The sequence below is a fragment of the Haloimpatiens massiliensis genome, from assembly GCF_900184255.1.
Lineage (GTDB): Bacteria > Bacillota > Clostridia > Clostridiales > Clostridiaceae > Haloimpatiens > Haloimpatiens massiliensis.
The window spans coordinates 454,465-469,277 of the sequence record NZ_LT854639.1 but is presented as its reverse complement, the minus strand read 5'-3'; the positions used below and the strand labels follow the sequence as shown (position 1 = coordinate 469,277).

Here is a 14,813-nt window from a genome sequence, read left to right as displayed (position 1 = left end):
CTATATTGAAAATAAGGAAAGGCTATCCCTAAGTGTTAATACTTAGGGGTAGCCTTTAAACTACTAAAATAAAAATTTTATTCTAATTAAGCTTAAGGTATCTGTCCTTCTTGTATTAGCTGGAGACTAATCTCCTCTGCTATATTGCAGAGGTCTGGAAACAAGGCAAATCTTGTTATACCATAACGTGTTAATTGGCGCTTGATGGAATCGATGCTTTCTGCAGCAATGCAAATCTTTAACAAATAATTAGAAGCGTCAGTGAACAGGTTCAAAGGCGTAACATCCTCAATACGAGGGAATACTGTGAAAGTTCCCCTTTGGGCTACTATCCTAGGGTTGTTCATAGGGCCAATTACGGCAGCAGGTTTTGTAGTGCCGAGTATTTGTGCATTAGGACCAAAGTAAAGGTCTACCACTGGTTCATCCACATTAGGGATATATCCAGGATTTACGAAGCTGTGGAATGAAAAAGCTTCATTCAATATTACGGGGTTGAGTACCCATACTGCAGCATCGTTTCCTACATCAGCAGCCGCTTGGGTAATGGCAAAAAACAAGCCTACAAATGCATCACGGGACCAATCCATTAGCCTGGTGGGTACGCCATAGTGTTGCATCTGGAACAGCCAGTGCCAGTAAGCCGCAGGTCCGTTGGGAATAGGGAATGATGGTAAGAACTGGACATCAGGTATTGCAAGAGATTTAAATTTCGATAGAAACAATATCTCATCCTTTGGGTTTAAAGGTGATCTTGCAATTCTTGGTATAAGATTAAATGACGCCTGAGGTTGACCACGGTACCATAATTCACAGTTTCTATTGCTTGGACAAATATCTCTGAATGTTGTGTCTATTATTCTCAAATAGTCCTGCACGGAGTTGGCACGGCCTATACATTGAACAACAGGGGCATCTATATTAATTTCATTGGAGCATTTTTTAGATTCAATTTCTATAGAATTTTTTAGATTACTCACTTTTGCACCTCCTCTAGTATCAGAATATGTACTACATGTCTATATTGCTACTGGGTTCAATAAGTTTAGACTGAAGTTTCATGGAAAGGATATTATTTTGGCACAATCATGAAATAAGGTATATAATAGATGAATAAAATAATATTTGGATAGTTTAAATTTATATGCTAAAAACATTAAGAAAGGTTGAATAACATGTATTTACCAGAAAAAATTCAAAATTTTATTAAGGGTATGGAGTTTCATAATGACCACGAAGGAATGTCAAAAGCAAAAGTAGTTAAATGTATTGGAGAAAACAAAGAACTATATTTAAAGATAGAAAAAGTATCTGATGAGCCAGAGAGAGAATATGGTATTTATAAGTGGCTTCAGGGGAAACTTCCAGTTCCAAAGGTCATTTGCAGGGTTATTGAAAATGGTACTTCATATATGTTGATTGAAAAAGCAGAAGGTATTATGCTAGAAAATAATTTATATAGAGACAACCCTAATTTATTAATTAAGCTTGCAGCAGATGGAATAAATCAATTGCAGAAGCTAGATATATCTGAATGTAAATTTGACAGCACAATTGATTATAAATTAAAAAAGGCAAAAGAGCGTATAGATAATGGTCTTCATCTAGAAGTGGATCAAAATAAATACACTGAGGGCATTAAAAATACAGATGAAGCATATGAGTATTTGGTGGAAAACAAACCAAAAGAGACATTGGTATTTAGCCATGGTGATTATTGCTTTAATAATTTATTCACTGATGGAAAAACCATAACAGGATATATAGATATGGGACGTGGTGGTATTGCTGATAGACATCAAGACATTGCATTGTGCTTGTGTGAACTTTTAGACTTTCCAACAGAATATACAGATAAATTTTTGAAAAATCTTAAATTTAAGCCAGATATGAATTTAGTAAGATATTATATATTACTTGATGAATTGTTCTGATTATGAACATACTTGGAAACTATTGATAGATACAAAAGAAAACGCATACGTGTACAGAGGAAAGACATATACCTATAAAGGGAAATACATAGGGGTGCAAAATGAAACAAGTATAATTATTTTTATGTTCTGTCAGCACATAGCATAGGAAGACAGGTATTTACTTCTTTAATGTATTAACATTAGATATGAAAGGAGGGGGGATATGGATTGGTTAAACTCTATGAATAAAGCAATAGATTATATTGAGGACAATATTACGGAAAAAATAGATATAAAGGAAATTGCAAAAATAGCTTTGTCCTCAGAATTTCACTTTCAAAGGATGTATTACATGATAACAGGTGTTACAATAAGTGAATATATAAGAAGAAGGAGGTTGTCTTTAGCTGCACAGGACCTATTTATGGGGGCACGGGTAACTGACGTAGCTTTTAAATATGGATATGAATCCTTGGAGTCATTTTCAAAGGCATTTAAGAAAATGCATGGAATAAATCCGTCTAAGGTAAAAAAACAAGGAGTAAAGCTAATTTCTTATCCTAAGCTATCCTTTCATATTTCAATTAAAGGAGAGAAGAGTATGGATTATAAAATTGAAAAGAAAAAAGGGTTTAAAGTAATAGGTAAGCAAAAAAAAGTTAATATGAATGGAGGAGAAAATTTTAAGGTTGTTCCTATGTTTTGGGATGAATTAATGAAGGATGGAAGCTTAGAATTCTTGGGGTCAAAAGCAGGAAAAATGGGCGTTTTAGGTGTATGTAAAGATTTTGATATGATTAAAAATGAGTTTAATTATATGATTGCTGTAGAGGATGCAATGGAAGATGTACCAAAGGGGTATATAAAAGCTACTATCCCTGATGCCACATGGGCTATATTTGAGTCAATAGGACCACTGCCTGAATCTATTCAAACTTTAACAAAAAGAATATTTACAGAGTGGCTACCTTCATCTGGATATCAACATGCTTGTGCACCGGAGCTTGAAGTTTACTATAGTGGCGATACTAAATCAGAAGATTATAGATGCGAAGTGTGGATACCAATTAACAAGTAAATATTTATCCAGAGACTTACCTGCCGTAACACTCCCACTTCTAACAAAGTGGGAGTGTTACGGCAGGTAAGTCCCTGGATAACGAGCTCTAACCTTCAGATGGAGTAAAAACTCCATCTGAAGGTTAGAGCTCTGTTTATAAATCCTTAATTGATAGCACATTTGAAATGATATGCTTCGCCTCCACCAATAAAAAACCCATCACAAAAGCGTGATGGGTTTATCTATTTTATGCTTATAAATTCTTTATAAGCATGCAGCATTAGTAATTCTTGATGAACCTACAGCAGCTCTTGACCCATTAAGTGAATATGATATATATCAAAGATTTAATGATAAATTAAGTTAACGGAGGAAAGATTATTATGAAAAGTGCAGCTTTTATTTTGCAGTATATAATAAACAATTTAGAGTATAAGACATTTCTTTAGAAAATCTTTAGAATTACCACAACTATATCTTAAAAAAATAGATATAGAATAGGTTTGTAGAATAAATAAGGGGGGAATGCAGTAATATGAATGCAGAATTATATAAAAGCTATGATATTATATATTTATGACATTAGGTACATGAAAAGAAATAACAATTCAAAGATGTTAGTCTATTTTGTGTCAGGCAAGGAAAACAGGTTCTGTCTTTGTTAGTACTATAGGCGGGTTCTGCTGACGCAGTATGACGCAAAATAGACTAGCATACTGACTTATTATTTATTTGAATGTGCCTTAACACAGAAAGAGGTAAGGAAAATGAATATGTATAATATTTTAGTTTTAGAAGATGAAAAAGATATAGCTATGGGAATAAGGACTTATTTGGTAAATCAGGGGTATAAAGTTTTTATTGGAGAAAATGGAGTTCAGGGATTAGAAATATTAGAAAAGGAAGAAATTCATTTAGCTATAGTTGATATTATGATGCCTAAAATGGATGGCATCGAATTTACAATGAAGTTAAGGGAAAAGTATGATTTCCCACTTATAATGCTATCGGCAAAATCTGAAGATATGGATAAAATAATGGGACTGAATATTGGTGCAGACGATTATGTTACCAAGCCTTTTCAGCCTATGGAACTATTAGCAAGGGTAAACTCTCAGCTAAGAAGATATAGTAAATTCTTAAGCATAATAAACAAAAATAACCAAAAGGAAAATGTATTTACAATTGGTGGTATAGAACTAAATGAGGATACAAAGGAAGTTAGTGTTGATGGAAAATTGATTAAAACCACACCTATAGAATTTAAAATTTTAACTTTGCTTATGAAAAATCCAGGAAGGGTATTTTCAGCGGATGAAATATATGAAAGGGTGTGGAACGAACAAGCAGTAAATACCGATACAATAATGGTTCATGTACGAAATATTAGAGAAAAAATAGAGATAAATCCTAAAAATCCAAGATATTTAAAGGTGGTGTGGGGAGTTGGATACAAAATTGAAAAACAATAAAAGTAAATTTATTATAAATGCAATACTTTTATGTATATTAGTTTTATCATCATTAGGAATATATGCATTGTATCCTAGTATAAAAAAAGCAGCAGACAACAAGCATGAAAGTTTTTCATTTAATGATAGGCTATTTGATATAAGGAATAGCAACTATACAATATACTATGATATTTTAAATAAAAAGGAAAATAAAAACCTTAAACCTTCAGAAGTTCTTCTAAGTAGCACTGTAAATACTGAGCAGAATACAGAGGAGGAAGTAAAAGAGCGTAAAAATAATTTTGATAATGATATATACGATTATAGAAGCAATTTAGACTATAATAAAAATATGCAGTATTATGCTTTTGAAAAGCAATCAAAGTTATCAGAGGGAAGAAATGAAGATAAAATAATAAATTTATTAAGTGAAAATCTTGATGCAAAAATTATTCAAGAGTTTAATAATAAGTACTTATTTTATTTAGTTATTGACTACAATGAAGTTGGTGAAATGAAAATAAGTAAGATTTATGGTGCTGACAGGGTTTCAGTTAATCAAGCTTTTAGTAAACGAAAAACTTATGTGCCAGAGAATTTAGAAGTTAAACCAATTAAAAATATGACATATATCTATGCAGTACCTAAGGAATTAAAGTATTTTGATAATATATACAATCTAAAGGTTATGAATGAAAATTCAGCTTATCGCCAAGTAAGTTTCATATATATCAATATAGTCGTTTTATTAATAGTAATATTTGCACTCATAGTTCCTTATAATATTTCCAAGGAGGTAGTAGGTTTTAAAACCATTTCAAGGGTGCCTATAGAGATAATGACCTTAATTTTTAGCATAGTAATAGTGTTTATATATGAGAATTCACTTTTACTTATAAATGAAACTATAAAAAATAGTTTAATTAAAATTCTTCAGAATCTACAAATAGAATTAAGTAAAGGCTCAATTGAAGCACTTAACAACCTAATAAATATAGTTCACTGGGTAGTTTTATTGACAGTAGTGTTTTTAATAGTAACATATATAAAGTATATTTTTAAAACAGGAATAAAGGAATACTTTAAAAATAATTCTATAATAGTTAAAGTCATAAGAGTTATTTTAAGGAGAGGTAAAAATACAGTTAAAAGTTTAAAAGATATAGATTTAAAAGATAAAAACACAAAAAAGCTTATAAAATTATTGTTTATTAACTTTATTATTCTGCTAGTTATTAGTTCAATATGGTTTTTTGGTATCCCTGTGGCTATTATTTACTCAATTGTATTGTATAAATTAATTAGAAAAAGCTATAACAACATAAGTAGTAAATACAGCAGACTTCATGATGCTATAGAGGAAATAGCTTCAGGAAATTTAGATGTATCCGTTGAGGAAGATTTAGGTATATTTAATGACCTAAAAGAAGAAATACAGAGTATACAAAAGGGATTAAAAAATGCTGTTCAAGAGGAGGTTAAAAGCCAAAGAATAAAAACAGAATTAATATCAAATGTATCCCATGACTTAAAAACCCCATTAACAGCTATTATCACATATGTGGATTTGTTAAAGGATGAAACTCTTTCTGGTGATAAACGCAAGGAATATCTAAATATATTAGATATAAAATCACAAAGATTAAAGGATTTAATTGAGGATTTATTTGAAGTAAGTAAAGCTAATAGTGGAAACATAAATCTAAATATTGTTGATGTTGACGTTGTAGCATTAATGAAACAAACCCTTATAGAGGTAGACGATAAATTATCAAAGTCATTACTAAAAGTAAGAACAAACTACCCAGATGGAAAAGTAATACTTCCACTAGATAGCCAAAGAATGTATAGAGTATTTGAAAATCTTTTAAATAATATATCAAAATATGCAATGCACGGTTCAAGAGTATATATTGATATTATTCCAGATGAAGACAAGGTTAAAATAGTCCTAAAGAACATGGCCGCAGACGAGATAAGGTTTAATCCAGATGAAATCCTTGAGAGATTCGTAAGAGGAGATAAATCACGTAACACAGAGGGCTCTGGCTTAGGTCTTGCTATAGCGAAAAGTTTTGTGGAAATTCAAGGAGGGTATTTAGAAATACAGGTAGATGGAGATTTATTTAAGGTTATAATTGAATTTAAAAAGAATTAAATTTATGATTGTAAGGAGCTGTCGCATTAAGAATTTTACATACAATATACTGTTTTGGAAGTTTAAACTTAACACAATATATTGTAGTATTTATTTTTAGTGCCACAGCCCCACTATTATATGTTATGAATAATTATAAGCAAAACCATCCGCAGATATGTAGATGGTTTTGTCTATTTATACTGATAAATTCTTTATAAAGTTTCATAATTCCACCGCATTGTATCTTTTGTGGTTTAATCATACTATGATTAAATCACAATAAGTATTACATTGCTTGAATTATGAAATTTCTCTGGAATGAGTTGCATAAGAAGCGAAGGAACTATTTAAATTTAATTTTAGAAATTCTTCTTTTAGACAGATAAAATTATCGTAAGCCTGGCAAGGACGCCAGGCTAGCGAACCTGAGGCAGGACGCTGAATGTGAGCGTTAGATAATTTTATATGGCTAAAAGATTAGAATTTCTTAAATTAAATTTATTGTTCCGAGCTCTTATGCAAGTCATGGAGGAGAAATTGCATAATTCTATCACATTATACCTTTTTGTGGTTTAATCATACTATATATTTCTTAATATATAACTTGGAAAGTTATATAATTGAACAGGCAGTTTGTGGCTAATAGATCTTAGTTACTATTTATCTTTTCCTACTGGCATTAAAAAACCTGATTTTTTTAAAATTGGCAATATAGCATTGTAAATTAAAGCTACTAATATTACAGACACAACTGCATTGAAGAATGTAGTAAATGCACTTAATTTTGCTAAGACTGATGCAGCTTTTTGAGGCTGTCCTAAAATATATTGTTTGTAAAAATAGCCTACCACAGGATCGAAAATTACATTAAAAGCTAGTCCGCAAATTGAAGCAATTATACTCCATTTAAATATGTAACCTTTGTCATTACTATTGTTTATTTTGGCATAATTATGAGCAACTAATCCTGTTATTAAACCAATACATAATTTTAATATAAATGTTTTTGGTGCTACTAAAATGTATACAGGATCTAGTAAATCTGCTATGGTCATTCCTATAGCCCCAGCTAGTCCACCATACCATCCACCAAGAAGTAGGGAAGCTAATACACAAAAGGCATTGCCTATATGTAATGAAGTTGCATCTCCTCCAGGTACCGGAATTTTAATTTGAAGAAAAGTAAATGATACAAAACATAACGCTGCGAATAATGCAGTTTGACACAATCTTATCATTTTTGAATTTTTATTTTTCATATAATCCCCTCACTTATAGCTATATTTTTACATGAAAATACTAGGCCTACGACATGTTATAGTGTTAGGCCTGTTACAGTACTAGAACTATTATAATTCTGAAAAAATATTTTGACAATTGTATGGATACAATGACTTTTGAAAAAAGTTAAACTCTGCACAATGATGTAAAAATTGCACTTTTAAATCATGCAAAAACAGTGATAAAATATTAACAATAGTATAAAATTGCACTATTGGTGGTGAAGATAATTAATATTTTAATAGTGCAAAGAGTAGATTAATATATAGCTAAGGAAGTGATTTTAATGATCTTAACCCAAAGACAAAAATTGATTGTTCAAAGATTGTTGCTTTCTAAGAAAAGTATAACAGCTAAGACACTATCAGAAGAATTTGATGTATCTTTAAGAACCATAAGATATGATTTAGAAGATATAGAATATTGGGTAAATGAAAATGGTGCAATAATTGAAAAAGTACCTAGAGTAGGCATTAAAATTTTGAAAAAGGAAAAAGCTTTAGAGGCATTAAGTGAAATGAATTTAGGTGATAATATTATACTATCTCCAGATAATAGGAAAATAATAATAGTTAGTAAATTAGTTTATTCCGATGAAATAATTACGTCTGAACAGTTAGCAGATTTGATTTTTGTATCTAGGAGTACAGTGCTTAGTACTATAAAGGAGATAAATGAAGAACTTTTAGATCATTCTATTTCCATAGAGGGGAAGCCACATCATGGGTTTAAATTATCAGGAGAAGAGGGGGCTATAAGATTATACATAAGAGAGGTGTTAATTCCATTAATAATAAAAGTGTATGGAGAGGAAATATTTAAAGCATCTTTTAATATTTTTAACAAGAGTGAATGTAAAAAAGCAGATGAAGTAATAGGGTATATAAAAGATGAATTTAATATAAGAATTAACACATTAGAAGAACTTAAATTAAAACTTATAGTGTTAGCGTTCATAAAAAGAATTAGACTTTTTAAAAATGTAGGAAAATATGAAGAAGAAGTGACAAGGTATAAAACCACTAAAATTTATTGGCAGACTATAAATATATATAAGAAAATACAGAAGCTTTTTAACATACCATATGTGGAAGAAGAAATAGCGTATTTTTCACACGTACTCCTTTCTGAAAATATGTTTTTAATAAACATTGAAAAAGAAGGAGTAGATGAGGAAAAGTTAAATATAGTAGTTGAAAAAATAGTTCAATATGTATATGAGCATTTGAATATAAAAGAAAATGAGTTAGAAACATTAAATTCAGAGATAATAAATCATTTAAGGCTCACAATAAAGAGATATGATTTAAACATAATAAGTAAAAATCCAATACTAGAGCAAATTAAAGCAAAATATGGAGATGTATTTGAGATTGCAAGAAAAACCGCACAAATATTTAAAGAGGAATATTTATTTGAATTAAGTGAAGATGAGATAGGATTTATTACAATGTATTTTGTGAAATCTTTAGAGAAGAGTAAAACATATGTAAAAAAGAACGTAGTAGTAGTTTGTAATACTTCTAGAGGGACATCAAAGTTGCTGGCTACAAGAATAAAAAATAATATTCCGGAAATTAACATAAAAGATATAGTTTCTGTAATAAATATTGAAAAAGATAAGGACTTGCTAGGAGATGTAGATTTAGTAATAAGTACTATAAAAATTGATAATTTACATAAACCAGCAATAATAGTTAGTCCAATAATAACTATGTATGAGCTTTCAAAAATCAGAGATTTTCTTTACCTTGAAAGTGAGTATATGGGAGAAGTGAATAAAGAGGAAGAATATATAGATGAAGTGCTTACAAACGTAATGTTGAAGTACATACCTAAAAAGCATGTTAGTGAATTTTATAAAGAAATAAAAAATATTGGGGGATTTATATCAAACAAAAAATTGGACATTAAGCAAGAAAACTTTTTTCAATTTTCAGAATTTATGGGATTGATATTAGTGGAATTTGGAGAACTATTTCAAAGGATTTTTCCAAATGGCTTAAATACAGAGGAGTTTAGAAGGGTCTATGGTATACTAATTCATTTAATAATGGCAATTCCAAGATGGCAAAGAGGAGAGTTCACAGAAGAAAAACAATTGAAACATTATGAAAAACAATATAAAACTTTGTTTAAAATGATAGAAGAAACATTTAAAAATATATATGAAAAATATAATTTGAAAATATCTAAAACAGAAGTTGTATCTATATTAAGATATTTAAATTAGAAAGGGGAGTTAAAATGGATAGGCTACTTATAAAAGGAGGGCGTTTATTAAGTCCTAAAAATGGATATTTATTTGATAAATTAGATATATTAATTGAAAATTGTGTAATAAAGGAAATTGGAGAAGAATTAGAAGAAAATAATGTGGAGAAAATAAAGCTTAATGGAGAAATAGTAGCCCCAGGTTTTATTGATATACATACTCACTGTTATAAAGGAAAATCCCCTATAGGTACTGAAGCGGATGTACTGGGTATAGAAAGGGGAGCTACCACAATATTTGATGCTGGAACTTCTGGACCTTTAAATTATATGGATTTTAAAGAAAATGTTATAGATAAAGTAAAAACAAGAGTATTTACCTGTTTAAATATATCAAAAAATGGATTGGATACATTAGATGAACTATCTAATCTGGAAAATATAGATGAAGAAGAAGTATTAAAAGTTGTAAATGAAAATAGGCACAATATAAAGGCTATTAAAGTGAGAGCTAGTGCATCAGTAGTAGGAAAAAATGGATTGAAGCCAATAGCCATTGGAAAGGAAATAGCAAAAAAGGCTCAATTGCCATTGGTAGTGCATATGGGAAATTATCCTCCAAGTGCTAGTGAAGTTTTAAATTTATTAGATAAAAATGACATAGTAACCCATGCATATCATGGTAAAAAGAATGGTTTATTTAAAGAAGAGGGTACATTGAAGGATGAAGTTATAGAAGCTAAAAAAAGAGGAGTAAAGTTTGATGTAGGGCATGGCAGTGCAAGTTTTAATATAAGGACTTTTGGGAAGGCCTTAAAAAATAATTTTATTCCGGATTTTATAAGTACTGACTTGTATCATACTAATATGATTGAACCAGTAGGAAGTATTTTAAATGTAATGAGCAAGTTAATTGCAGCTGGATTAACCTTGGAACAATGTGTACAAAAGGTTACATCAGATGTATCCGACTTTTTTAAGCTTAAAGGATTAGGGGAATTAAAGGAAGGATATAAAGGGGATTTTACAATATTTAACATGAAATCATGTGATGAAATAGCAAAAGATTCAGAAGGAAATGAACAAAGAATTTTAGAAAAACTTGAACTAGAGTACGTGGTGCATACAGGAGGCAATGGAAGTGGAATACTTAAATTTAATAAGAAATAATCTTAAGATAGATGAGAATAAATTAAAAGATATAGAGAAAGATATAGAACATGTTAATAGCGTGTTAGTAAAATATAATATAAATTTTCAAGATAATTTTGCTATAAGTTTTTGGAATCATGTTATTAGCTTTGTAGATAGAGTTAAGAATAATGAATTTGTTGATGAATTAGGAGAAGACATGCTTAATGAATTATCTGAGGAGTCCATAAAAATAGCTACAGAGCTTTTTTCAGACATATTTGTTCGATATGGAAGAGAACAAAATTTATCAGAAATATACCTAGTGGCAATACATATACAAGTTGCAAAATAAAATTTATTAGAAAATAAAATTATAATTTAATAATTAATAATTTTTAGGAGGAGTCTATAATGGAAAAACAAGTTGTAGTAGTAATTGGTCACAGATTAGGAAAAGGTGAAAAGGTAGCAGCAGGAGTAGAAAAAGGAGGTGGAAAGGCTATAGTTATAAAAGGAATGGCAGCAGATATGAAGCTTGGTGATGTTATGAAAGAAAACAATGCGGATATAGGAATAAGTTTTTGCGGTTCTGGTGGAGCAGGAGCTTTAATGGCAGCAAATAAATATGGTTATAAAGCAAAACATCATTTGCGCTCAGTAGAAGCAGGGATAACAGCTTTAAAAGAAGGTAATAGTGTACTAGGATTCGGATTTATGGACGTAGAAGAATTAGGAGAAAAATTAGTAAAAGCATATATGGAAATAAATAAAGGGTAGAAAAATTATGACAAAGAAAAGTGTTATGTTAGAGAAACAAATTGATATAACTTTAGAAGCGCAAGGTAAGAGTAAAGCAGATGCAATGGGTAAGATATTTGCAATGTTAAGAAAAAAAGTATACCAATATGTAGATGGGATAGTTATACATATGGAACCAGTGGATGTTTTTATAGAAGATGTTGAAATAAAAAAAATAAAAGAAAGATTTATGTTTATATTTATGCCAAGAGAAAAGGAAGAAGTTAAAGTTAAGGCAACAATTAGAATAAATGTAAAATATGTAGATTTTTAATTAGGAGGAGTTAAAGTGTTTTGGATAATTATTAAATCAATTATCATTGGTACATTGGGTGGCGCAGCTGTAGCTGCAGGTGCTGCAAGAATGTTTCATGCACCAGAATCACAAGGATTAGGCGCATTTAGAACTTTAGGTGAGTTAAATGCATGTAATGGAGATCCTATAGCACATTTTTCATTTGGATTAGGTTTTTTATTTAACTCTGCTGCATCAACAGTGGCATCAGGAGCATTAACACAAGATGTATTTCACAGAATAATACCAAACTTTTCAGCGGCTATATTATTGACAAAAAATAAAAATTTAGAAGAAACATTACATAACCCTAAAAAGATGATGTTTGCAGGAGCTGGTGTAGGTGCTGTTGTTGTAACATTGTTAAATACTATATCATCAGTAATACCTGTAAAATTATCAACAATAGCTAAAGAAGTATTAACTCCAGCAGCTAATTTAATGATAAATCCAATAATGCCAGCGGTATTTTGGTTAGCAGCATTAGATTCAGGAAAGATAACAGGAACATGGGCTACTGTATTAGGGGGAGTATCACACATGGTTACTGGAAATGGTACTCCAGGAATTGTATTAGGTATATTAGTAGGACAAACTGTTGAAGAAAATGGATATAAAAACAAAACTTCTCAGTCACTAATAGTAATAGTTGTATTGATATTCTTAGCTATAGCTTATTTTAGAGGATTTACTAAAAAATTAGGATTACCTTTTTAATATTAAAAAGTAAGGAGAGAGTATATCATGGAAAATAAGAAAAAAGATAGGTTGTTATCATTTTTACTTAAAGATTTTTCATTTCCTTTAATAGTTGGTATAGCATGTGCGGCTATATTTGCAGGAACTCATATGTATGTTGTACATCATACTGGAGCATTTAATGAAATATTTGTAGTTCAGATGTTAGATAAAGGTCTAAATGGTGGGGATTATGCAGCAGCAGCAGGTTTTGCTACAGGATTTTTACTAGCTAGAGTACTTGAAGGGCCATTAGTTGGAATTTTAGATATAGGTGGGTCACTTTTAACAGGAGTTGGTATTGGTATACCAGCTATGATGTTAGCATCAGGTATTGAAATGCCAATTAAGAGCTTTCCATTAGCATTAGCAACAGGATTAATAATAGGTGTGTTAATAGGAGCTTTAATAATAGTAATAAGAAAAATGATGCCAAATGGAATAGCAGCAGGTGGTACAGGTATTATGATGGGAGCAGGTAATGCTACTGGAAGATATCTAGGTCCATTAATAATCATTTCAGCAATACAATATTCAATTCCAACAGGAATAGGAGCATTTATTGGAGGAGCTATATTTTATAAGTTTGAAAGACCAATAGCTGGAGGAGCAATAATAGGTGCTATGTTATTAGGAGGATTGTTATTATAATTTAAAAGAAGGTGTAATTTATGAATTGTTATGAAAAAATAGGATTAAAAAGGGTGATAAATGCGTCTGGTAGAATGACAGCATTAGGAGTATCTACATTAAGTGATGAAGTAGCAGAAGCTTCCAAAAACGGAGGGCAAAATTATGTTGTAATTAATTCTTTGATTGATAAAGCTGGTGAAATAATATCCAGTTATACAAAGACAGAAGATTCTTGTGTTACCTCATCTGCATCAGCAGCAATAGCCTTATCTATAGCAGGTTTAATAACTAAGGGAAAGATTTCTTTAATGGAGAGACTTCCGGATACTACTGGACTTAAAAATGAAGTTATAATCCAAAAGGGACATGCTGTAAATTACGGAGCACCAGTAGCTACTATGATAAGACTTGGAGGAGGAAAACCAGTAGAAGTTGGTTACTCTAATCAAGTATTTAAAGAACATATTGAAGAGGCTATAAATGAAAATACAGTAGCACTTATGTATGTAAAATCTCATCATTGTGTTCAAAAATCAATGGTAACTCTAGAGGATATGATAGAAATAGCTCATAGAAACAATTTACCTATACTAGTAGATGCAGCAGCAGAAGAAGATATAACTAAATATTACAAATTAGGAGCTGATTTAGTAGTATATAGTGGAGCTAAAGCTATAGAAGCAACAACTTCAGGTTTTGTTACTGGAAAAAAAGAGTATATTGCTTATGCAAAGGCTCAATATAAAGGTATAGGAAGAGCCATGAAGGTAGGAAAAGAAAATATAATGGGATTGCTTAAGGCTTTAGATATTTACGTAAACAAAGATAAAGAAAAAGAACTAAAATGTCAAAAAGAAATAGTTAATTACTTAGTTAAGGAGATAAATGAGATTAGAGGACTTGAAGCACAGGTTACTGTGGATGAGGCTGGAAGAACAATTTATAGAGCAGAAGTTAAGGTTAAACAAGATATATTAGGAATAAATGCTAATGAAGTCATGAAAATGCTTAGTGAAGGAAATCCATCAATTCATGGAAGAAAACATAGAGTAAATTTAGGATATATAACATTTGACCCTAGACCTATGATAGATGGTGATAAGGAAATAATTGTACAAAGGTTAAAAGAAATAGTAAAGGAGAGATAGAG

The 14,813-nt window shown here is 30.4% G+C and carries 14 protein-coding genes; 12 read left to right on the top strand and 2 right to left on the bottom strand.

The features are described from left to right. Nucleotides 1-92: 92 nt before the first annotated feature. The gene (locus tag C1715_RS07445; RefSeq protein ID WP_242971917.1) at nucleotides 93-980 is read right to left on the bottom strand and encodes an FRG domain-containing protein; all 888 of its coding nucleotides are present in this window, start codon (nucleotides 978-980) and stop codon (nucleotides 93-95) included. A gap of 195 nt (nucleotides 981-1,175) precedes the next feature. Here C1715_RS07445 and C1715_RS07440 point away from each other — a divergent pair, with 195 nt between their 5' ends. From C1715_RS07440 to C1715_RS07425, 4 genes are all read left to right on the top strand, one after another. Further along, nucleotides 1,176-1,934 carry an APH(3') family aminoglycoside O-phosphotransferase gene (locus C1715_RS07440; protein ID WP_102399880.1) on the top strand — a complete coding sequence of 253 codons (759 nt, stop codon included), beginning with the start codon at nucleotides 1,176-1,178 and terminating at the stop codon, nucleotides 1,932-1,934. 205 nt (nucleotides 1,935-2,139) lie between these two features. After that, nucleotides 2,140-2,994, top strand: a complete 855-nt coding sequence (locus C1715_RS07435) for an AraC family transcriptional regulator (protein ID WP_102399879.1) — start codon at nucleotides 2,140-2,142, stop codon at nucleotides 2,992-2,994. Between the two features lie 749 nt (nucleotides 2,995-3,743). Further along, nucleotides 3,744-4,448: a response regulator transcription factor gene (locus C1715_RS07430; RefSeq protein WP_102399878.1), complete on the top strand. Its 705-nt coding sequence runs from the start codon at nucleotides 3,744-3,746 to the stop codon at nucleotides 4,446-4,448. Next, nucleotides 4,423-6,588, top strand: coding sequence for a HAMP domain-containing sensor histidine kinase (locus C1715_RS07425; protein ID WP_102399877.1), 2,166 nt, complete (start codon nucleotides 4,423-4,425; stop codon nucleotides 6,586-6,588). The genes C1715_RS07430 and C1715_RS07425 overlap by 26 nt, the downstream gene beginning before the upstream one ends. A gap of 638 nt (nucleotides 6,589-7,226) precedes the next feature. Here the strand turns inward: C1715_RS07425 and C1715_RS07420 are convergent. Further along, nucleotides 7,227-7,829 carry an ECF transporter S component gene (locus C1715_RS07420; RefSeq protein WP_102399876.1) on the bottom strand — a complete coding sequence of 201 codons (603 nt, stop codon included), beginning with the start codon at nucleotides 7,827-7,829 and terminating at the stop codon, nucleotides 7,227-7,229. Between the two features lie 308 nt (nucleotides 7,830-8,137). On the opposite strand from C1715_RS07420, the gene C1715_RS07415 reads away from it, so the two are divergent. From C1715_RS07415 to C1715_RS07380, 8 genes are read left to right on the top strand one after another with little or no spacing between them, the layout of a single operon-like run. Further along, a complete protein-coding gene (locus tag C1715_RS07415) occupies nucleotides 8,138-10,084 on the top strand; it encodes a PRD domain-containing protein (RefSeq protein WP_102399875.1) in 1,947 nt (648 codons plus the stop codon). A 14-nt stretch (nucleotides 10,085-10,098) separates the two neighbouring features. After that, the gene (locus tag C1715_RS07410) at nucleotides 10,099-11,235 is read left to right on the top strand and encodes an amidohydrolase family protein (RefSeq protein WP_102399874.1); all 1,137 of its coding nucleotides are present in this window, start codon (nucleotides 10,099-10,101) and stop codon (nucleotides 11,233-11,235) included. After that, nucleotides 11,207-11,551, top strand: coding sequence for a PRD domain-containing protein (locus C1715_RS07405; RefSeq protein ID WP_180964025.1), 345 nt, complete (start codon nucleotides 11,207-11,209; stop codon nucleotides 11,549-11,551). Before C1715_RS07410 ends, C1715_RS07405 begins: the two co-directional genes overlap by 29 nt. 59 nt (nucleotides 11,552-11,610) lie before the next feature. Beyond that, nucleotides 11,611-11,976: an SFCGS family glycine-rich protein gene (locus tag C1715_RS07400; RefSeq protein WP_102399872.1), complete on the top strand. Its 366-nt coding sequence runs from the start codon at nucleotides 11,611-11,613 to the stop codon at nucleotides 11,974-11,976. 7 nt (nucleotides 11,977-11,983) lie between these two features. Beyond that, complete coding sequence (locus C1715_RS07395) at nucleotides 11,984-12,271, top strand: DUF4312 family protein (RefSeq protein ID WP_102399871.1); 288 nt, start codon at nucleotides 11,984-11,986, stop codon at nucleotides 12,269-12,271. A gap of 15 nt (nucleotides 12,272-12,286) precedes the next feature. Then, nucleotides 12,287-13,009 (top strand): DUF4311 domain-containing protein, encoded by a 723-nt coding sequence (locus C1715_RS07390; protein WP_102399870.1) that lies wholly within the window; start codon nucleotides 12,287-12,289, stop codon nucleotides 13,007-13,009. Between the two features lie 27 nt (nucleotides 13,010-13,036). Then, entirely contained in the window at nucleotides 13,037-13,681 is a 645-nt protein-coding gene (locus C1715_RS07385) for a DUF4310 family protein (RefSeq protein WP_102399869.1), read from the top strand. A gap of 20 nt (nucleotides 13,682-13,701) precedes the next feature. After that, the gene (locus C1715_RS07380) at nucleotides 13,702-14,811 is read left to right on the top strand and encodes a DgaE family pyridoxal phosphate-dependent ammonia lyase (protein WP_102399868.1); all 1,110 of its coding nucleotides are present in this window, start codon (nucleotides 13,702-13,704) and stop codon (nucleotides 14,809-14,811) included. Nucleotides 14,812-14,813: the final 2 nt, after the last annotated feature.

Excerpts from the sequence above, each read along its gene's own strand:
- C1715_RS07385 (WP_102399869.1), top strand. The coding sequence starts at position 13,037 with ATGGAAAATAAGAAAAAAGATAGGTTGTTATCATTTTTACTTAAAGAT.
- C1715_RS07435 (WP_102399879.1), top strand. The coding sequence starts at position 2,140 with ATGGATTGGTTAAACTCTATGAATAAAGCAATAGATTATATTGAGGAC.
- C1715_RS07415 (WP_102399875.1), top strand. The coding sequence starts at position 8,138 with ATGATCTTAACCCAAAGACAAAAATTGATTGTTCAAAGATTGTTGCTT.
- C1715_RS07410 (WP_102399874.1), top strand. The coding sequence starts at position 10,099 with ATGGATAGGCTACTTATAAAAGGAGGGCGTTTATTAAGTCCTAAAAAT.
- C1715_RS07400 (WP_102399872.1), top strand. The coding sequence starts at position 11,611 with ATGGAAAAACAAGTTGTAGTAGTAATTGGTCACAGATTAGGAAAAGGT.
- C1715_RS07380 (WP_102399868.1), top strand. The coding sequence starts at position 13,702 with ATGAATTGTTATGAAAAAATAGGATTAAAAAGGGTGATAAATGCGTCT.
- C1715_RS07420 (WP_102399876.1), bottom strand. The coding sequence starts at position 7,829 with ATGAAAAATAAAAATTCAAAAATGATAAGATTGTGTCAAACTGCATTA.
- C1715_RS07440 (WP_102399880.1), top strand. The coding sequence starts at position 1,176 with ATGTATTTACCAGAAAAAATTCAAAATTTTATTAAGGGTATGGAGTTT.
- C1715_RS07395 (WP_102399871.1), top strand. The coding sequence starts at position 11,984 with ATGACAAAGAAAAGTGTTATGTTAGAGAAACAAATTGATATAACTTTA.
- C1715_RS07430 (WP_102399878.1), top strand. The coding sequence starts at position 3,744 with ATGAATATGTATAATATTTTAGTTTTAGAAGATGAAAAAGATATAGCT.